This window comes from Pseudomonas sp. Tav-5-1A (assembly GCF_055755055.1).
In genome coordinates this window covers 758,056-777,500 of sequence record NZ_CM146901.1, presented here as the reverse complement: position 1 = coordinate 777,500, position 19,445 = coordinate 758,056, and the positions used below count along the sequence as shown (strand labels likewise).

The 19,445-nt window shown below is 65.4% G+C and carries 16 protein-coding genes; 12 read left to right on the top strand and 4 right to left on the bottom strand.

What is annotated here, in order from left to right:
* Window positions 1-146: 146 nt before the first annotated feature.
* Entirely contained in the window at window positions 147-1,640 is a 1,494-nt protein-coding gene (locus AC0J42_RS03610; protein WP_416422293.1) for a CoA-acylating methylmalonate-semialdehyde dehydrogenase, read from the bottom strand.
* Between the two features lie 63 nt (window positions 1,641-1,703).
* Window positions 1,704-3,050: an omega-aminotransferase AptA gene (gene aptA, locus AC0J42_RS03605; RefSeq protein ID WP_473005269.1), complete on the bottom strand. Its 1,347-nt coding sequence runs from the start codon at window positions 3,048-3,050 to the stop codon at window positions 1,704-1,706.
* A gap of 112 nt (window positions 3,051-3,162) precedes the next feature.
* Between aptA and AC0J42_RS03600 the strand changes: the two genes are divergently transcribed.
* The 9 genes from AC0J42_RS03600 (at window position 3,163) to AC0J42_RS03560 (ending at window position 13,364) form a co-directional block, all read left to right on the top strand.
* Window positions 3,163-4,080, top strand: a complete 918-nt coding sequence (locus tag AC0J42_RS03600; RefSeq protein WP_416422291.1) for a LysR family transcriptional regulator — start codon at window positions 3,163-3,165, stop codon at window positions 4,078-4,080.
* Window positions 4,081-4,255: 175 nt separating this feature from the next.
* Complete coding sequence (locus AC0J42_RS03595; RefSeq protein WP_473005268.1) at window positions 4,256-5,647, top strand: uracil-xanthine permease family protein; 1,392 nt, start codon at window positions 4,256-4,258, stop codon at window positions 5,645-5,647.
* 88 nt (window positions 5,648-5,735) lie between these two features.
* Window positions 5,736-6,398 carry a TetR/AcrR family transcriptional regulator gene (locus AC0J42_RS03590; protein WP_416422289.1) on the top strand — a complete coding sequence of 221 codons (663 nt, stop codon included), beginning with the start codon at window positions 5,736-5,738 and terminating at the stop codon, window positions 6,396-6,398.
* Between the two features lie 23 nt (window positions 6,399-6,421).
* On the top strand, window positions 6,422-7,012 hold the full coding sequence (locus AC0J42_RS03585; RefSeq protein WP_473005267.1) for an IMPACT family protein: 591 nt from the start codon (window positions 6,422-6,424) through the stop codon (window positions 7,010-7,012).
* Window positions 7,013-7,551: 539 nt separating this feature from the next.
* On the top strand, window positions 7,552-9,099 hold the full coding sequence (locus tag AC0J42_RS03580; RefSeq protein ID WP_473005266.1) for an ABC transporter ATP-binding protein: 1,548 nt from the start codon (window positions 7,552-7,554) through the stop codon (window positions 9,097-9,099).
* A gap of 11 nt (window positions 9,100-9,110) precedes the next feature.
* Window positions 9,111-10,214 carry an ABC transporter permease gene (locus AC0J42_RS03575; RefSeq protein ID WP_473005265.1) on the top strand — a complete coding sequence of 368 codons (1,104 nt, stop codon included), beginning with the start codon at window positions 9,111-9,113 and terminating at the stop codon, window positions 10,212-10,214.
* Entirely contained in the window at window positions 10,214-11,140 is a 927-nt protein-coding gene (locus AC0J42_RS03570) for an ABC transporter permease (protein WP_416422285.1), read from the top strand. Before AC0J42_RS03575 ends, AC0J42_RS03570 begins: the two co-directional genes overlap by 1 nt.
* Before the next feature lie 99 nt (window positions 11,141-11,239).
* The gene (locus AC0J42_RS03565; RefSeq protein ID WP_473005264.1) at window positions 11,240-11,920 is read left to right on the top strand and encodes an SDR family oxidoreductase; all 681 of its coding nucleotides are present in this window, start codon (window positions 11,240-11,242) and stop codon (window positions 11,918-11,920) included.
* Window positions 11,921-12,011: 91 nt separating this feature from the next.
* Window positions 12,012-13,364 (top strand): 8-oxoguanine deaminase, encoded by a 1,353-nt coding sequence (locus AC0J42_RS03560; RefSeq protein WP_473005263.1) that lies wholly within the window; start codon window positions 12,012-12,014, stop codon window positions 13,362-13,364.
* A 9-nt stretch (window positions 13,365-13,373) separates the two neighbouring features.
* Here the strand turns inward: AC0J42_RS03560 and AC0J42_RS03555 are convergent, their stop codons facing one another.
* Entirely contained in the window at window positions 13,374-14,462 is a 1,089-nt protein-coding gene (locus AC0J42_RS03555) for a calcium:cation antiporter (protein WP_416422282.1), read from the bottom strand.
* A gap of 251 nt (window positions 14,463-14,713) precedes the next feature.
* Between AC0J42_RS03555 and AC0J42_RS03550 the strand changes: the two genes are divergently transcribed.
* The 3 genes from AC0J42_RS03550 (at window position 14,714) to AC0J42_RS03540 (ending at window position 17,842) form a co-directional block, all read left to right on the top strand.
* A complete protein-coding gene (locus AC0J42_RS03550; RefSeq protein WP_473005262.1) occupies window positions 14,714-15,796 on the top strand; it encodes a BMP family ABC transporter substrate-binding protein in 1,083 nt (360 codons plus the stop codon).
* Window positions 15,797-15,841: 45 nt separating this feature from the next.
* On the top strand, window positions 15,842-16,810 hold the full coding sequence (locus AC0J42_RS03545) for an isopenicillin N synthase family dioxygenase (RefSeq protein ID WP_473005261.1): 969 nt from the start codon (window positions 15,842-15,844) through the stop codon (window positions 16,808-16,810).
* A 78-nt stretch (window positions 16,811-16,888) separates the two neighbouring features.
* Entirely contained in the window at window positions 16,889-17,842 is a 954-nt protein-coding gene (locus AC0J42_RS03540) for an adenosine deaminase (RefSeq protein ID WP_416422279.1), read from the top strand.
* 132 nt (window positions 17,843-17,974) lie between these two features.
* Here the strand turns inward: AC0J42_RS03540 and AC0J42_RS03535 are convergent, their stop codons facing one another.
* Complete coding sequence (locus AC0J42_RS03535) at window positions 17,975-19,348, bottom strand: MFS transporter (protein WP_473005260.1); 1,374 nt, start codon at window positions 19,346-19,348, stop codon at window positions 17,975-17,977.
* Window positions 19,349-19,445 lie beyond the last annotated feature (97 nt).

The window sequence follows — 19,445 nt, the reverse complement described above, 5'->3', positions numbered from 1 at the left end:
GACCCGGCCTGCGGCCGGTGCTACCCGTTTGTTTCGGGCCAATTATGTCAGTGGCATCTCCCGGGCCCCCTTGGTGGTACCAATGGAGATTTGTAGTGGAACAAAAAGGCGGGCCTTGCGGCCCGCCCTTTTCTCACGCTACAACCTTAGAGGCTGGGGAACGCGAACTGCGACGCTTCGTGGCTGGCTCGCTGCGGCCAGCGCTGGGTGATTGCCTTGCGGCGGGTGTAGAAGCGCACACCGTCCGGGCCATAGGCATGCAGGTCGCCAAACAGCGAACGCTTCCAGCCGCCGAAGCTGTGGTACGCCACCGGTACCGGCAGCGGTACGTTCACGCCGACCATGCCCACTTCAATCTCGTCACAGAACAGGCGCGCCGCTTCACCGTCACGGGTGAAGATGCAGGTGCCGTTGCCGTATTCGTGGTCGTTGATCAGCTTCATCGCCTCTTCCAGGCTGTTCACCCGCACGATGCACAGCACCGGGCCGAAGATCTCTTCCTTATAGATGCGCATTTCAGGGGTGACGTTGTCGAACAGGCAGCCGCCCAGGAAGAAGCCGTCTTCATTGCCCGGCACGACCAGGCTGCGGCCATCGACCACCAGCTTGGCGCCAGCCTGCACGCCGTCTTCGACATAACCGGCAACCTTGTCACGGGCCTGGCCGGTGACCAGCGGGCCCATGTCCAGGCCGCAATTGGTGCCGGCACCGATTTTCAGCGCCTTGATCTGTGGCACCAGCTTGGCCACCAGGGCATCCGCCACCTGGTCACCCACGCACACGGCTACCGAGATGGCCATGCAGCGCTCGCCACAGGAACCGTAGGCCGCGCCCATCAGCGCGCTGACGGCGTTGTCCAGGTCGGCGTCGGGCATCAGCACGGCGTGGTTCTTGGCGCCGCCCAGTGCTTGCACGCGCTTGCCGCGCTTGGTGCCTTCGCTATAGATGTACTCGGCGATCGGCGTGGAGCCCACGAAGCTTAGGGCTTTGACTTCCGGCGCCTGGATCAGCGCGTCCACCGCCACCTTGTCGCCGTGCACCACGTTCAGCACGCCAGCCGGCAGGCCGGCCTCCAGCAGCAGCTGGGCAATGAACAGGGTGGAGCTTGGGTCGCGCTCGGACGGCTTGAGGATGAAGCAGTTGCCGCAAGCGATGGCCAGCGGGTACATCCACAGTGGCACCATGGCCGGGAAGTTGAACGGGGTGATGCCGGCGACCACGCCCAGGGGCTGGAAGTCGGACCAGGCGTCGATGTTCGGGCCGACGTTGCGGCTGTACTCGCCCTTGAGGATTTCCGGCGCGGCGCTGGCGTACTCGACGTTCTCGATACCGCGCTTCAGTTCACCGGCTGCGTCTTCCAGGGTCTTGCCGTGCTCTTCGCTGATCAGCTGCGAAATTTTGGCTTCGTTCTGCTCCAGCAGTTGCTTGAAGCGGAACATCACCTGGGCACGCTTGGCCGGCGGTGTGTTGCGCCAGGCCGGGAATGCGGCCTTGGCCGAGTCGATGGCTTGCTGCACGGTTTGCAGGTCGGCCAGCTGGAGCTTGTGGATAACCTGGCCGGTCGATGGGTTGTAGACGTCGGCGGTGCGGTCGCCGCCGGAAACCAGATCACCGTTGATCAGGTGCTGAATGCTGCTCATGTGAAACTCCTGGAATAGATGCCAGGAAGCGGCGCGTGCCGCTTCCTATATATAAAGAGGGGATCAGTCGATCGCGTTCAGCGCCTGGCCAACGGCATCGAACAGGCGGTCCATGTCCTGGGCCTTGGCGTTGAAGGTTGGCCCGAATTGCAGGGTGTCGCCACCGAAGCGCACGTAGAAACCTGCCTGCCACAACTTCATCGAGGCCTCGTAGGGGCGGACGATGGCATCACCGTCGCGCGGGGCCAGCTGGATGGCGCCGGCCAGGCCGAAGTTGCGGATGTCGATGACGTTCTTGCTGCCCTTGATGCCATGCAGGGCTTTTTCGAAGTGCGGCGCCAGTTCGGCGGCCTGTTGCACCAGGTTTTCCTTCTGTAGCAGGTCCAGCGCGGCCAGGCCGGCGGCGCAGGCCACCGGGTGGGCCGAGTAGGTGTAGCCGTGGGGGAATTCCACCGCGTACTCGGGCGTGGCCTGGTTCATGAAGGTCTGGTAGATCTCGGTGCTGGCGATTACCGCGCCCATGGGGATGGCGCCGTTGGTGACCTGCTTGGCGATGCACATCAGGTCAGGGGTAACGCCGAAGGTGTCGGCACCGAACATGTTGCCGGTGCGGCCGAAGCCGGTGATCACTTCGTCGAAGATCAGCAGGATGTTGTGCTGGGTGCAGATCTCGCGCAGGCGCTTGAGGTAACCCTTGGGCGGTGGCAGCACGCCGGCGGAACCGGCCATGGGCTCGACGATCACCGCGCCGATGTTCGAGGCGTCGTGCAGCTCGATGAGCTTGAGCATTTCATCGGCCAGGGCGATGCCGCCCTCTTCCGGCGCGCCCTTGGAGAAGGCGTTGCTGGCCAACAGGGTGTGCGGCAGGTGGTCGACGTCCATCAACTGGCCGAACATCTTGCGGTTGCCGTTCACGCCACCCAGGCTGGTGCCGGCGACGTTCACGCCGTGGTAGCCACGGGCACGGCCGATCAGCTTGGTCTTGGTGGCCTGGCCTTTCAGGCGCCAGTAGGCACGCACGATTTTCACCGCGGTGTCGCAGCACTCGGAACCGGAGTTGGTGTAGAAGACGTGGTTCAGCTCGCCAGGGGTCAGCTCGGTGATCTTCTCGGCCAGCTGGAACGACAGCGGGTGGCCGTACTGGAACGCCGGGGAGTAGTCCAGCACGCCCAACTGGCGCGCCACCGCTTCCTGGATTTCCTTGCGGGTGTGGCCGGCGCCACAGGTCCACAGCCCGGACAGGCTGTCGTAGATCTTGCGGCCCTTGTCGTCCGTCAGGTAGCTGCCTTCGGCGGCGACGATGATACGCGGGTCGCGCTGGAAGCTGCGGTTGGCCGTGTAGGGCATCCAGTGCGCGTCGAGTTTCAGCTGGCTGGTGATTCCGTGCGGAGCGTTTTCGGGCAAGTTCATTCGTGCAAGACCTCGAATCGGAAGTAACGAGTGTTGTTGCAGCTACGTTGTCACGGCGATAAAGTCTGGAAAATCCTGTTTTTCCAATCTTTGGTTAGGCGATGACTAAACTATGAGCCGACGTCCCGATCCCCTGGCGCAGGTCAGCGATTTCGACATTCGCCTGCTGAAAATCTACCGCAGCGTGGTGGAATGCGGCGGTTTCTCCGCAGCCGAGAACGTGCTGGGCATCGGCCGTTCCGCCATCAGCCAGCAGATGAGCGACCTGGAACAGCGCCTCGGCCTGCGCCTGTGCCAACGCGGCCGCGCCGGCTTTTCGCTGACCGAGGAAGGCCGCGAGGTGTACCACTCGGCGCTGCAACTGCTCAGCGCCATCGAAAGCTTCCGCACCGAGGTCAACGGCCTGCACCAGCACCTGCGCGGCGAGCTGAACATCGGCCTCACCGACAACCTGGTGACCCTGCCGCACATGCGCATCACCCATGCCCTGGCCCAGCTCAAGGACCGTGGCCCGGACGTGCGCATCCAGATCCGCATGATCGCCCCCAGCCAGGTGGAACAAGGCGTGCTCGACGGCAGCCTGCACGTGGGCGTGGTGCCCCAGGCCAGCCCGCTGTCGGGGCTGGAATACGCACCGCTGTATAGCGAGCGCTCGCTGCTGTACTGCGCCGTGGGCCACCCGCTGTTCTACGCCGCCGACGCCGACCTGGACGACGCGCGCCTGAACGCCCAGGACGCCATCGCCCCGACCTTCCGCCTGCCGGCCGACATCCAGGCGCATTACCAGGCGCTGCATTGCACCGCCAGCGCCTCGGACCGCGAGGGCATGGCGTTCCTGATTCTCACCGGGCGTTTCATCGGCTACCTGCCCGACCACTACGCCAGTTTCTGGGTGCAGCAAGGGCGGCTGCGCGCGCTGAAACCGGACAGCCGGTTTTATGACCTGAGCCTGTCGTGGGTGACGCGCAAGGGCAGGCGCCCACATTTGGTGCTGGAGAGCTTCCTGGAAAGCCTGGCGGCCACACGCTAGTGCACGTTGCTAGCAAAAGCCCTCGGGCGCCAGCCTGGCAAAGCACCTGCAAAAAATTTTAATCCGTTGATCTACAAGGGCTACACGCCAAACACCCATTTCAAACCTGAGCAGTTGGACAGCTTTTTGCAACAGGACGTGTCATCCGATACACGCCCCGTGCCGAGAGCTTCCCATGCCACCAGAATCATCGTCGCCCAACGAACTGATCTACGGTCTGAATGATCGCCCCAACCCCATGGCCGCCGTGCTGGCCGCGCTGCAGCACGTGCTGGCGAGCTTCGTCGGCATCATCACCCCGCCGCTGATCATTGGTTCGGCCCTAGGCCTGACCGAGCACCTGCCCTACCTGATCAGCATGGCGCTGATGGTGTCCGGCGTAGGCACCTTCATCCAGGCCCGCCGGCCGTTCGGCATCGGCGCCGGCATGATCTGCCTGCAAGGCACCAGCTTCGCCTTCCTCGGCGCGGTGCTGTCCGCCGGCTTCATGGTCAAGCAGCGCGGCGGTAGCCCGGAGGACATCATGGCGATGATCTTCGGCGTGTGCTTCTTCGGCGCCGCCGTGCAGATCGTGCTCAGCCGCTTCATCGGCCAACTGCGCCGGGTGATCACGCCGCTGGTGACCGGTATCGTCATCACCCTGATCGGCATCAGCCTGATCAAGGTCGGCATGACCGACCTGGGCGGCGGCTTCAACGCGCCGGACTACGGCGCCCCCGGCAACCTGGCCCTGGGCGCGTTCGTGCTGCTGGTGATCATCCTGCTCAACCGTTCGAGCACGCCGTGGGTGCGCCTGTCGGCCATCATCATCGGCCTGGCAGTGGGCAGCATCGCCGCCTGGTTCACCGGCAAACTGGTGCCCCAGGCGCTGCCGCCGCTGCCCCTGGTCAGCCTGCCGATCCCATTCAAATTCGGTTTCAATTTCGACTGGGCAGCGTTCTTCCCGGTGGCCTTGATCTACCTCATCAGCACCATCGAGACGGTCGGCGACCTGACCGCCAACTGCATGCTCTCGCGCCAGCCCATCAGCGGCCCCACCTACATTGCAAGGCTCAAGGGCGGCGTGCTCGGCGACGGCTTCAGCTGCATGCTGGCCGCCACCTTCAGCGCGTTCCCCAACACCACCTTTGCCCAGAACAACGGCGTGATCCAGCTGACTGGCGTGGCCAGCCGCTACGTAGGCCTGTACATCGGCGCGATCCTGTTCCTGCTGGGCCTGGTGCCGGTGATTGGTGCGGTGCTGCAGCAGATCCCCAAGCCGGTGCTGGGTGGTGCCACCCTGGTGATGTTCGGCAGCGTCGCCGCCGCCGGCGTGCGCATTCTGGCCCAGGGCCCGCTGGACCGGCGCAACATGCTGATTATCGCCACATCGTTCGGCGTCGGCCTGGGCGTGGCGGCGCAGCCGACCCTGTTGCACCTGCTGCCCAAGCTGGTGCAGAACCTGTTCGATTCGGCCATCACCAGCGGCGGCATCACTGCCCTGGTCATGTGCCTGCTGCTGCCCGAGGGCAAGCCTGTGGCCACTACGCCGGCGGTTGAAAGCGAAGGACTTGAAACTCGCGTTTGAAGGTTTTCCGCGCCAGGCCTTGTCTGGATCGTGTGGGTGCGTTATCAACGCATCACGATGCACCCATACGATCTGTTCGGAACCGCCCATGACCCTCGAAGTCCCCGCGCACAGCGCCCACGCCTCCGGCAAACCTGCCAGCCGTATTCGTCAGAAGAACGAAGAGACCATCATCCAGGCTGCCGAGGACGAGTTCGCCCGCCACGGGTTCAAGGGCACCAGCATGAACACCATCGCCCTCAAGGCCGGGCTGCCCAAGGCCAACCTGCACTACTACTTCACCAACAAGCTGGGCCTGTACATCGCGGTGCTGAGCAACATCCTCGAACTGTGGGACAGCACCTTCAACACCCTGACCGTGGACGATGACCCGGCCCAGGCGCTGACCCGCTACATTCGCGCGAAAATGGAGTTCTCGCGGCGCCAGCCGCAGGCCTCGCGCATCTTCGCCATGGAGATCATCAGCGGCGGCCAGTGCCTGAACGAATACTTCAGCCAGGACTACCGCGCCTGGTTCCAGGGCCGTGCCGGGGTGTTCCAGGCCTGGATCGACGCCGGCAAGATGGACCCGGTAGACCCCGTGCACCTGATTTTCCTGCTGTGGGGCAGCACCCAGCACTACGCCGACTTCGCCACGCAGATCTGCCGCGTCACCGGCCGCACGCGCCTGACCAAGCAGGACTTCGAGGAAGCCGGCGAGCAATTGACCCGTATAATCCTCAAAGGCTGCGGCCTCACCCCTGTCCAATGACTGTTTGCGCGGATCTGCCCTGAATGCCCTCGACTTTGTTCGGCCCCTGCGAATTTCGTGAAGAGATCCGCAAGAGCCGCTTCATCACCCTTGCCGCCCCCATCGCCAGCGTGACCGATGCCCAGGCGTTTCTCGACCAGCACAGCGTGCCCGACGCTACCCACAATTGCTGGGCCTGGAAGCTGGGCGAGCAGTACCGCAGCAACGATGACGGCGAGCCAGGCGGCACAGCGGGCCGGCCGATACTGGCGGCTATCGAGGCGCAGGATTGCGACCAGGTGGTGGTGTTGGTGATTCGCTGGTACGGCGGCATCCAGTTGGGCACCGGCGGCCTGGCCCGCGCCTATGGGGGCGGCGCCAACAAGTGCCTGCAACAGGCGGAGAAGCGCGTGCTGGTGAGCCGCATCGCGGTGACCTGCTCGTGCAGCTTCAGCGAATTGGCCCTGGTGAAGCTGCGCGTGGCCGAACTGGACGGGCTGGTGGTGCAGGAAGACTTCACCGCCAATGGCGTCGACCTGCAACTGGCCCTGGGCCGCGAGCATGTACCGCGCTTGCAGCAGCAACTGGCCGACCTGAGCCGCGGCCGCATCCTCCTGGAACTCCCTTCCCCGTAGCAGCTGCCGAAGGCTGCGTCCAACCACTGACGCGGCCTGCGGCCGCTGCTACAGAAGGCGACGTCATAACCCGGGCGCAGCAAAACTGCCCACATCTACTGTGCACCCGGTTGTGGATAAGCTCTGCGCAATCAGCGCCAGCCCTTGTGGATCAAGGGCTACAGGCTTCTGTACGTTATTTGACCAATCGCCTTATCCACAACGGAAAACGGCGCCCGTTCAAATACTTATGCACAGTTATCGCCGTTCGAAGATAGCCCGCCCGCGCTTATACCCGCGCTTTCCCCTTGCGCACAAAAACTGTGGAGCAGTCTGTGGATAAGCCGTGCAAGCCTGCGCCAGCCGCAGGCTGCACGGCCTGCACAGGCAGCTGATCATTTTTTAACCAGCACGATTTCGATGCGCTCCTCCCTGCGCCGCCCTGGCTTGGTGCCCTTGCACCACGGCGAAAACCGCGGAAACGCAGGCGCCACGCATTTCCTGACCCACTGGCCAGGAAATTGCTTATGCACCAGCGTCCCATTCCAACCGAGCCTGTCATGTCCAACCCTGCGAACACCCCGCGCCTGCAATTGCGCGCGATCAGCAAGCGTTACCCCGGCTGCCTGGCCAACGACAGCATTGACCTGAGCCTGCAGCCCGGCGAGATCCGTGCGTTGCTGGGCGAGAACGGCGCCGGCAAAAGTACCCTGATGAAGATCATCTACGGGGTCACCCAGGCCGACAGCGGCAGCGTGCTGTGGCAGGGCCAGCCGGTGCGCCTGCGCAACCCGGCCCAGGCGCGCCAGCTGGGCATCGGCATGGTGTTCCAGCATTTCTCGCTGTTCGAGACCCTGACGGTGGCGCAGAACATCGCCCTGGCCATGGGCCCGGGGCAGACGCCGGCGCAACTGGAACCGAAGATTCGCGAGGTGTCGGCGCGCTACGGCATGCCGCTGGCGCCTGACCGCCTGGTGCACAGCCTGTCCATTGGCGAGCGCCAGCGCGTGGAGATCGTGCGCTGCCTGATGCAGGACATCCGCCTGCTGATTCTCGACGAGCCGACCTCGGTGCTTACCCCGCAGGAGGCCGACGACCTGTTCGTGACCCTGCGCCGCCTGGCCGCCGAGGGCTGCAGCATTCTGTTCATCAGCCACAAGCTGGGCGAGGTGCGCGCCCTGTGCCACAGCGCCACGGTGCTGCGCGGCGGCCGCGTGTCGGGCCACTGCGTGCCGGCCGAGCGCAGCGACCTGGAGCTGGCGCGGCTGATGGTCGGCGACGCCGAGGGCCTGGTGGCGCAGTACCCGAAAGCCGAGGGCGGCGCACCGTTCCTCAGCGTCACCCAACTGAACTGGAACAACCCCGACCCGTTCGGCTGCTCGCTGCAGGGCGTCAGCCTGCAGGTGCGCAGCGGCGAAATCGTTGGTATCGCCGGGGTAGCCGGCAACGGCCAGGACGAACTGCTGGCCCTGCTCAGTGGCGAACAGCGCCTGAAGCAGCCGGCCACCATCAGGTTTGATGGCGAGCCCGTGGCGCACCTGCGCCCCGACCAACGCCGCGCCCGCGGCCTGGCGTTCGTACCGGCCGAGCGCCTGGGCCACGGCGCCGTGCCAGACATGAGCCTGGCCGACAACGCTCTGCTCACCGCTTTCCAGCAAGGGCTGGTGAGCAAGGGCATGGTGCACACCCGCAAGGTGCTGGCCCTGGCCGACGAAATCATCCGCCGCTTCGCGGTGAAAACCCCGGACGCCCAGGCCGCCGCCCGCAGCCTGTCGGGCGGCAACCTGCAGAAATTTATCCTCGGCCGCGAGATTCTCCAACGGCCACGCCTGCTGATAGCCGCGCACCCCACCTGGGGCGTGGACGTGGGCGCGGCCGCCACCATCCACCGCGCGCTGATTGCCCTGCGCGATGCCGGCGCGGCAATCCTGGTGATCTCCGAGGACCTGGATGAACTGTTCCAGATCAGCGACCGCCTTGGCGCCCTCAGCGGCGGCCGCCTCAGCGCCCTGCAAGCCACCGCGCAGACCACCCAGGTGGAGCTGGGCGGCTGGATGGCCGGGCGCTTCGCTGACCTTCCATCCCCCACCCCTGCCCTGGCCGGTTAACGGAGCCTTCCATGTTGCTTTCCCTCGAACCCCGCGGCCAGCAGTCACGCCTGATGCTCTGGTGCTCGCCGTTGCTGGCCGCGCTGCTGACCCTGGGCTGTGGCTCGCTGCTGTTCATCGCCCTGGGGCATGACCCGCTGCAGACGCTGCATACCCTGCTGATCGAGCCGATCAGCGACCTGTACGGCGTCAGCGAACTGCTGGTCAAGGCGCTGCCGATCCTGATGTGCGCCCTGGGCCTGGCGGTGGCCTACCAGGCGCGCATCTGGAACATCGGCGCCGAAGGCCAACTGCTGATCGGCGCCCTGGGCGGCAGCGCCGTGGCGGTGAATATCATCGGCATGGACAGCCGCTGGGCGCTGGCGCTGGTGCTGCTGGCCGGCACCCTCGCCGGCGCCGCCTGGGCCGGGCTGACGGCCTGGCTGCGCACACGCTTCAACGCCAATGAAATCCTCACCAGCATCATGCTCAACTACATCGCCCTGAACCTGCTGCTGTATTTCGTCCACGGCCCGCTGCGTGACCCGGCTGGGTTCAACTTCCCGCAGTCGGCCATGTTCGGCGACGCCAGCCGCCTGCCGCTGGTGTTCGAGGGCGGGCGCCTGCACGCCGGGCTGTACTTCGCCCTGTTGGCGCTGGTGGCGGTGTGGGTGCTGCTGCAGAAAAGCTTCCTGGGTTTCCAGATCAAGGTGCTGGGCCTGGACCAGCGCGCCGCCGGCTTCGTCGGCTTTCGCGAGAAACGCCTGGTGTGGCTGGCGCTGCTGGTCAGCGGTGCGCTGGCCGGCCTGGCCGGGGTGTGCGAAGTGACCGGGCCGATCGGCCAACTGGTGCCGCAGGTGTCGCCCGGCTATGGCTACGCGGCCATTACCGTGGCCTTTCTTGGCCGCTTGAACCCTATTGGCATCGTGTTTTCCAGCCTGCTGATGGCCCTGCTGTACCTGGGCGGCGAGAACGCGCAGATGGCGATGAACCTGCCCCAGGCCATCACCGAACTGTTCCAGGGCCTGATGCTTTTCTTTTTGCTGGCCTGTGACGTGCTGATTCTCTACCGCCCGCGCCTGAACGTGCGCTGGGCCCGCCGTACCACCGCGGTCGCCACCGCAGGAGCGCTGTGATGGATATCGATCTGCTGGGTAACATTCTCTTCGCCATGGTGCGCTGCGGCACGCCGCTGCTGCTGGTGGCCCTGGGGGAACTGATCTGCGAGAAAAGCGGCGTACTCAACCTGGGCCAGGAGGGCATGATGCTGTTCGGCGCGGTGGTGGGTTTCATCGTCGCCTTCAGCAGCGGCAACCTGTGGCTGGGCGTGGTGCTGGCGATGGTCGCCGGCATGCTGCTGTCGTCGCTGTTCGCCCTGGTGGCGCTGGTGTTCAACGCCAACCAGGTGGCCACCGGCCTGGCGCTGACGATTTTCGGCGTGGGCTTGTCGACCTTTGTCGGCGCCGGCTGGGTGGGCAAGCCGCTCACCGGTTTCGACCCGGTGGCTATCCCGGTGCTGAGCAGCATTCCGCTAATCGGCCGCATGCTGTTCGCCCAGGACCTGCTGGTATACCTGTCGTTCGCGCTGTTCGCGCTGGTGGCCTGGGTGGTGCTGAAAAGCCGGGTGGGCCTGATCATCCAGGCCGTGGGGGAAAACCCCGACGCGGCCAGCGCCATGGGCCTGCCGGTGCTGCGCGTGCGCACCCTGGCGGTGTTGTTCGGCGGCGCCATGGCCGGTTTGGCCGGGGCGTATTTGTCGTTGGCGTACACGCCCATGTGGGCGGAAAACATGAGCGCCGGCCGCGGCTGGATTGCCCTGGCGCTGGTGGTGTTCGCCAGCTGGCGGGTGTGGCGCGTGCTGCTGGGCGCCTACCTGTTTGGCCTGGCGAGCATCCTGCACCTGGTGGCCCAGGGGGTTGGCCTGTCGATTCCGTCGAACCTGCTGGCGATGCTGCCGTACGTGGCGACCATTGTGGTGCTGGTGCTGCTGTCGCGCGATGGCGTGCGCACGCGGTTGTATGCGCCGGTGTCGCTGGGGCAGCCGTGGCAGCCGGGGCGGTGACTGTGGGAGCTGGCTTGCCAGCGAGTTTTCAAAATCTCGCTGGCAAGCCAGCTCCCACAGATTATGCTGATGCTCTTTGCCTGCCAAGGGACATCCATCATGAGCAAGAACGCATTGATCATCGGCGCTTCGCGTGGCCTGGGCCTGGGGTTGGTGCAGCGCCTGCGCGAGGACGGCTGGAACGTCACCGCCACGGTGCGCAACCTGCGCACCGCCGACGCACTGCAAGCAGTGCCGGGCGTGCGTATCGAGAAGCTGGACATGGATGACGCCGGCCAGCTAGCGGCGCTGGCGCAGACGCTGCAGGGCCAGACCTGGGACCTGCTGTTCGTCAACGCCGGGGTCAAGGGCCCCAACGACCAGGGCGTCGACAAGGTCAGCCCCGAGGACATCGGCGCGCTGTTCTACACCAACGCCGTGGCGCCGATTCGCCTGGCCAAGCACTTCAACGACCAGGTCCGGCCCCAAGGCGGCGTAATCGCCTTCATGAGTTCGGTGCTGGGCAGCGTGACCATGCCCGACGCGCCGGAACTGGCGCTGTACAAGGCCAGCAAGGCGGCGCTGAACTCCATGACCAGCACCTTCGTCGGCAGCCTGGGCGACACCGCGCTGACCGTGCTCAGCCTGCACCCCGGCTGGGTGAAAACCGACATGGGCGGCGAAGGCGCGGAAATCGACGTGCAGACCAGCACCCGCGGGCTCATCGACCAGGTCAACGCCTACGCCGGCAAGGGCGGCCATCACTTCGTGAACTATCGCGGCGAGACCATCCCTTGGTAATATGCCCCCGCGCCTGACGGCGCCCCTGGATCAGCAGACAGGGCAATCACTGAGCTGGCTTACCTCAATCAACTGACAGAGGAGCCGGCTCATGCCCGCACCCCGTATCTGGATCAAGCACCCCCTGGCCCTGTTCACCGGCAACGACCTCGACGGCCGTGGCGGGCTGGTGCTGCAAGACGGCCTGATCAGCGAAGTACTGGCCGCCGGCCAGCAACCGTCGCAACCCTGCCAGCAGGTGTTCGACGCCCGCGAGCACGTGGTGCTGCCGGGGCTGATCAACACCCATCACCACTTCTACCAGACCCTGACCCGCGCCTGGGCGCCGGTGGTCAACGAGCCGCTGTTCCCCTGGCTCAAGACCCTGTACCCGGTATGGGCACGGCTGACCCCGGAAAAACTGGCGCTGGCCACCAAGGTAGCGCTGGCCGAGCTGCTGCTGTCGGGCTGCACCACCGCCGCCGACCACCACTACCTGTTCCCGGACGGCCTGGAGCAGGCCATCGACGTGCAGGTGGAGGTGGTGCGCGAGCTGGGCATGCGTGCCATGCTCACCCGCGGGTCCATGAGCCTGGGCGAGGCCGATGGCGGCCTGCCGCCGCAGCAGACGGTGCAACAGGGCGAAGTGATCCTGGCCGACAGCCAACGGCTGATCCAGCGCTACCACCAGCGTGGCGCCGGCGCCCAGGTGCAGATCGCCCTGGCGCCCTGCTCGCCGTTCTCGGTCACCCCGGAGATCATGCGCGCCAGCGCCGAGCTGGCCGAAGCGCTGGACGTGCGCCTGCACACCCACCTGGCGGAAACCCTCGACGAAGAAGACTTCTGCCTGCAGCGCTTCGGCCTGCGCACCGTGGACTACCTGGACAGCGTCGGCTGGCTGGGCCCGCGCACCTGGCTGGCCCACGGCATTCATTTCAACCCCGACGAAATCGCCCGGCTGGGCGCGGCGGGCACCGGCATTTGCCATTGCCCCACGTCGAACATGCGCCTGGCCTCGGGCATCTGCCCCACCCTCGACCTGCTGGCCGCCGGCGCGCCGGTGGGCCTGGGCGTGGACGGCTCGGCGTCCAACGATGCCTCGAACATGATTCTGGAGGCGCGCCAGGCCCTGTACATCCAGCGCCTGCGCTACGGCGCCAAGGCCATCACCCCCGAAGGCGTGCTGGGCTGGGCCACCCGTGGTTCGGCGCGGCTGCTGGGGCGCGATGACATTGGCGAGCTGGCGGTGGGCAAGCAGGCCGACCTGGCGCTGTTTAAGCTGGACGAACTGCGTTTTTCCGGCAGCCATGACCCTCTGAGCGCGCTGTTGCTGTGTGCGGCGGACAAGGCCGACCGGGTAATGGTGGGCGGCGTGTGGCGGGTGGTCGATGGCCAGGTTGAAGGGCTGGATGTGCAGGGGCTGATCGCCGATCACCGCCAGGCGGCCGCGGCGTTGATTGGGTAAACCACCCCGCTAAAGCCCCAGGCACGCCAGCATGATGAACGTGGCGAACAGCACGAAGTGGGTCATGCCCTCGATCGCGTTGGTCTCGCCGTCGTTCAGGTTGATAGCGCTGACCACCAGGGTGATGGCGATCATCACCGTCTGCACCGGGGTCAGCGCCATCTGGAACGGCTGGCCGGTGTACAGCGCCATGGCTTCCATCACCGGCACGGTCAAGATCACCGTCGACAACGACGCCCCCAGCGCCACGTTGACGGTGGACTGCATGCGGTTGGCCAGGGCCGCGCGCAGGGCGGTCAGAATCTCGGGCGCTGCCGAGATGGCGGCGACGATGATCGCCATCAGCACCGGCGGCGCGCCGCTGCCCTCAAGCCCGTAGTCGAGGGTCTTGGACATCACCTCGGCCAGCGCGCCGATCACGAACACACCGAAAACCAAGGTGCCAATCGACAGTGGCAGGCTCACCGGCAGCGGTTGCGCATCCGCGCCCTGGCGGCGTTTTTTCTTCGGGTAGCTGTAGCTGAAGAAGTAACTGTGCGGGCCCACCTGCATGCGCAGGAACACCGTGTAGAGGATCACCGTGGCGCCAATGGTGAAGGCCGAATACAGCTTCCAGTTCGCTTCTGGAATGAACTCGGGCACCACCATGGAAATGCCCATGGCAGTCATGATCATCACCCCGTAGGAGCGCGCGGAGTCGTCGTTGTACACCTGCTCGCCATGCTTGATGCCGCCCATCAGCGCGCACAGGCCAAGGATGCCGTTGATGTCGAGCATCACTGCCGAATAGATGGTGTCGCGCACCAGGGTGGGCGAGGCCTCGTTGCTCATCATGATCGCCAGGATCACCACCTCCACCAGCACCGCAGACAGGGTCAGGATCATGGTGCCGTAGGGATCGCCAACCTTCTCGGCCAGCAGCTCGGCGTGCTGGGCCACCTGCACCGAGGCGCACACCACCGCCACCACCAGCACAATGCCGGCCAGCAGCGCCACGCCGTGGCCATGGCCCATCAGCCACGGCTCCAGCGGGTAAGCCGCGCAGGTGACGATCAACGCCAGCAGCAGGTATTTCTCTTGCTTGAATAAGGTCAGCATCGGGGCGCCCGGCGTTTGCTCGTTGTGTAGTGACTGTAGACCGGGGCAGATGGTTTCCTTCGCACCAGTACAAAGCAGGCGGCAACAACCTGCACCGATGTGCTTCTGTGGGAGCTGGCTTGCCAGCGAGCTGTTGGGGCCCAAAAGCTCGCTGGCAAGCCAGCTCCCACAATCGCAAGGCTTTGTTGTCCTGTTGGTCAATTTTTTGCATTGGCCTGCTGCACACACAACAACATGGAGCTTCGCCACACATGCACACACGCCCGTTGAAGACGCTGTTGGGGACACTGGCCGCCGCTATCGGCCTGGCCACCAGCCTGGCGGTCAGCGCCGCCGACCCGCTGAAGATCGGTTTCGTCTACGTGGGCCCCATCGGCGACCACGGCTGGACCTACCAGCACGAGCTGGCCCGCAAGCAACTGATGGAAAAGATGGGCGACAAGATCAACACCACCTACGTGGAGAACGTGCCCGAGGGCGCCGACGCCGAGCGCGTCATCCGCAACATGGCCAAGGACAAATACGACCTGATCTTCAGCACCTCGTTCGGCTACATGAACCCCACCGCCAAGGTCGCCCAGCAGTTCCCCAACGTGATCTTCGAGCACGCCACCGGCTACAAGCAGGGCAAGAACCTGGGCACCTACCTGGCCCGCACCTATGAAGGCCGCTACGTGGGCGGCTTCCTGGCGGCGAAGATGACCAAGACCAAAAAGATCGGCTACGTGGCCTCGTTCCCGATCCCCGAGGTGATCCGCGACATCGACGCCATCCAGCTGGCCCTGAACAAGTACAACCCCGGCACCGAGCTGAAAGTGGTGTGGGTCAATTCCTGGTTCGACCCGGGCAAGGAAGCCGACGCCGCCAACGCCCTGATCGACCAGGGCGCCGACGTGATCTTCCAGCACACCGACAGCCCCGCGCCGATCCAGACTGCCGAGCGCCGCGGCGTCTACGCCGTGGGCTACGCCTCGGACATGGCGCACTTCGGGCCCAAGGCCGTGCTGACCTCCATCGTCAACAACTGGACCCCGTACTACACCCAGACCACCCAGCACGTCATCGACCACAGCTGGAAGTCCGAAGACTATTGGGGCGGCCTTAAGGACGGCACCGTCGAACTGCCCATCAGCGACATCGTCCCCGCCGACGTGAAAGCCGAAGCCGAGAAGCTGATCGCCAGCATCAAGAGCGGCGAGTTCCAGCCCTTCACCGGCCCGATCAAGGACCAGACCGGCGCGCTGAAAATTCCTGCCGGCAGCTCCGCCACCCTGGCTGACCTTGCCGGCATGAACTACTACGTGGAAGGCCTGAGCGCCAAGCTGCCCCAATAACAATGAAGCGGGCCGCCCCGCCGGCGGCCCCACAGGACCCAGCAGATGGACACACTTCCGATCATCGACATTGCCCCCCTGTACACCGCCGACCGCGACGGCTGGCTGGGCGTGGCCCAGGCCATCGACCGCGCCTGCCGCCAGTGGGGCTTCTTCTACATCAAGGGCCACCCCATCAGCCCGCAGCGCATCGAGGCGCTGCAGCAGGCGGCGAAGACCTTCTTTGGCCAGCCCCTGGCCGACAAGCTCAGCATCGACATCACCCAGACCCGCCACCACCGTGGCTACGGCGCCATCGCCACCGAGCAGCTGGACCCCAGCCTGCCCAGCGACCTGAAGGAAACCTTCGACATGGGCCTGCACCTGCCGGCCGAGCACCCGGACGTGCTGGCGGAAAAACCGTTGCGCGGGCCCAACCGCCACCCGCAACTGCCGGGCTGGCAAACGCTGATGGAAACCCATTACCAGGACATGCAGGCCCTGGCCCAGACCCTGCTGCGCGCCATTGCCCTGGCCCTGGACATTGACGAGGATTTTTTCGACCAGCGCTTCGAAGACCCGGTCAGCGTGCTGCGCATGATCCACTACCCGCCACGCCAGACCGCCAGCTCCCCCGAGCAGCAGGGCGCCGGTGCCCATACCGACTATGGCTGCATCACGTTGCTATACCAGGACAGCGCCGGCGGCCTGCAGGTGCGCAACGTCGATGGCCAGTGGATAGACGCGCCGCCCATCGACGGCACCTTCGTGGTCAACCTGGGCGACATGATGGCGCGCTGGAGCAACGACCAGTACGTCTCCACCCCGCACCGGGTGATCAGCCCGCTGGGCATCGACCGCTACTCCATGCCGTTCTTTGCCGAGCCCCACCCCGACACGCGCATCGAGTGCCTGCCCGGCTGCCAGGGCATCGGCAACCCGGCCAAGTACCCGCCCACCACCTGTGCGGAATTCCTGCTGTCGCGCTTCGCCGACACCTACGCCTACCGGCGCGAGCAGGCCGAGGCGATCTGAACCGGCTGGTCAGGTTATCGCTCCAACGGGCGATAACCTCTGTAGAATGCGGCCCATTGCACCTTAAGAGACACCTTTATGTACGATTGGCTGAACGCCCTGCCCAAGGCAGAACTGCACCTTCACCTGGAAGGTTCGCTGGAACCCGAACTGCTGTTCGCCCTGGCCGAGCGCAACAAGATCGCCTTGCCGTGGAACGACGTGGAAACCTTGCGGGCGGCCTACGCCTTCAACAACCTGCAGGAATTCCTCGACCTGTACTACCAGGGCGCCGACGTGCTGCGCACCGAGCAGGACTTCTACGACCTGACCTGGGCCTACCTGCAGCGCTGCAAGGCGCAGAACGTGATTCACACCGAACCGTTCTTCGACCCGCAGACCCACACCGACCGTGGCATCCCGTTCGAAGTGGTGCTCAACGGCATCACCCACGCGCTGAAGGATGGCCGCGAGCAACTGGGCATCGGCAGCGGCCTGATCCTCAGCTTCCTGCGCCACCTGAGCGAAGAAGAAGCCGAGAAAACCCTGGACCAGGCCCTGCCGTTCCGTGACGCGTTCGTGGCCGTGGGCCTGGACAGCTCGGAAATGGGCCACCCGCCCAGCAAGTTCAAGCGCGTGTTCGACCGCGCCCGTGGCGAAGGCTTCCTGACCGTGGCCCACGCCGGCGAGGAAGGCCCGCCCGAGTACATCTGGGAAGCCCTGGACCTGCTGAAGATCCAGCGTATCGACCACGGCGTGCGCGCCATCGAGGACGAACGCCTGATGCAGCGCATCATCGACGAGCAGATCCCGCTCACCGTGTGCCCGCTGTCCAACACCAAGCTGTGCGTGTTCGACCACATGAGCCAGCACAACATCCTCGACATGCTCGAGCGTGGCGTGAAGGTCACCGTGAACTCGGACGATCCGGCCTACTTCGGCGGCTACGTGACCGAGAACTTCCACGCGCTGTACAAGGACCTGGGCATGACCCAGGACCAGGCCAAACGCCTGGCGCAGAACAGCCTGGACGCCCGCCTGGTCAAGCCGTGATCTGACGGACTCCCCTCCGCCTGACGGACGCTACGCAAATCGACTGTAGCCGCTGCCGAAGGCTGCGCTGGCCCTGCTCCACGCTGAAGATCTTCAGTGTACTCGAGGGCCAGCGCAGCCTGGCGGCAGCGGCTACAGGGTTTCGGTCAACTCCTCCAGGGTGCGGCCGCGGGTTTCCACGCCGAACAGCCACACCACCAGCGCCGCCAGGGCAAAGCATGCCGCCCCCAGCGCGAACACCCCGCCCTGCCCCGTCAATGGAAACACCAGCCCGGTGACCATCGGCCCCAGCAACGACCCCACCCGGCCAATGGCCGAGGCAAATCCCGAGCCCGTGGCCCGCGAAGAAGTGGGGTACAACTCAGGCGTGTAGGTGTAGAGCACCGCCCACATGCCGAACAGGAAGAACTGCATCAGCAACCCCGAGCCGATCAGCAAACCGACGTTGCCGCCAAATACCGCGCTCTGGCCATAGACGAACGCCATGGCCCCGCCGCCCAGCAAGGTCACCACGCAGGTAGGCTTGCGCCCCCAACGCTCCACCAGCCAGGCCGCCATCAGGAAACCCGGGATGCCCCCCAGGGAAATCAGCACGGTGTAATACACCGATTGCGTCACCGCGAAACCGGACTGCTGCAACAGCGCCCCCAGCCAGGAGGTCAGCCCGTAGAAGCCTAAAAGCGCGAAGAACCACAAGCTCCAGATCATCACCGTGCGTTGGCGATAGAGCGGCGACCACAGGGCCGCGAACGCCGAGAAAAAGCCGTTGGCGGCCGCCGCCTGCCGGGGCATGGCCACGGGTTCGGGCAGTGGCCCGCCGCCCAGGGAACGCTGGACCTTGGCCTCGATGCCCTTGAGCACCCGATCCGCTTCGTCGTGCCGCCCCGAGTGCTCCAGCCAGCGCGGCGACTCGGGAATGCAAAAGCGCACCGCCAGCACGAACACCGCCGGCACTGCCAGCACCAGGAAGATGTCGCGCCAGCCGATCAGCGGCAGCAACCAGTACGACAGCACGCCGGCGGCGACGAAGCCCAGCGGCCAAAAACCATCCATCAAGGCGATATAACGCCCCCGCTGGCGCGCCGGTACCAGTTCCGACAGCATCGACTGAGCGATGGGAAACTCCATGCCCATGCCGAAGCCCAGCAACACCCGGAACAGGGTCAGGCTGTCCAGGTGCTGGGCGGTGGAACACAGGTAGCTGGCCAGCCCCCACAGCACGATGCTCCACTGGAACACCGGCTTGCGGCCGAAACGGTCGGCGAGCATGCCCGACAGCGACGCGCCCACTACCATGCCGAAGAAACTGGCGCTGGCCAGCACCCCGGCCTGGGCGCTGCTCAGGCCGAACTCGGCTTTGATGGAGCCCAGCAGGAAGGTCATCATTGCCAGGTCCATGGAATCGAACAGGAAGGCCAGGGCAATGACGATGAAAATCACCCGGTGGTAGCCGCTGATGGGCAGCCTCTCCAGGCGCTCCGCGGCGCTGAAACGGTGGGTGGGCATGGGCTGCTCCTCGATGCTGTAGGCTTGCACCGAGTGTGCGTGATCGCCATACCTGGCGATGCCTGACAGCGACCCCTGCCGTTGCTGTGAACGACGC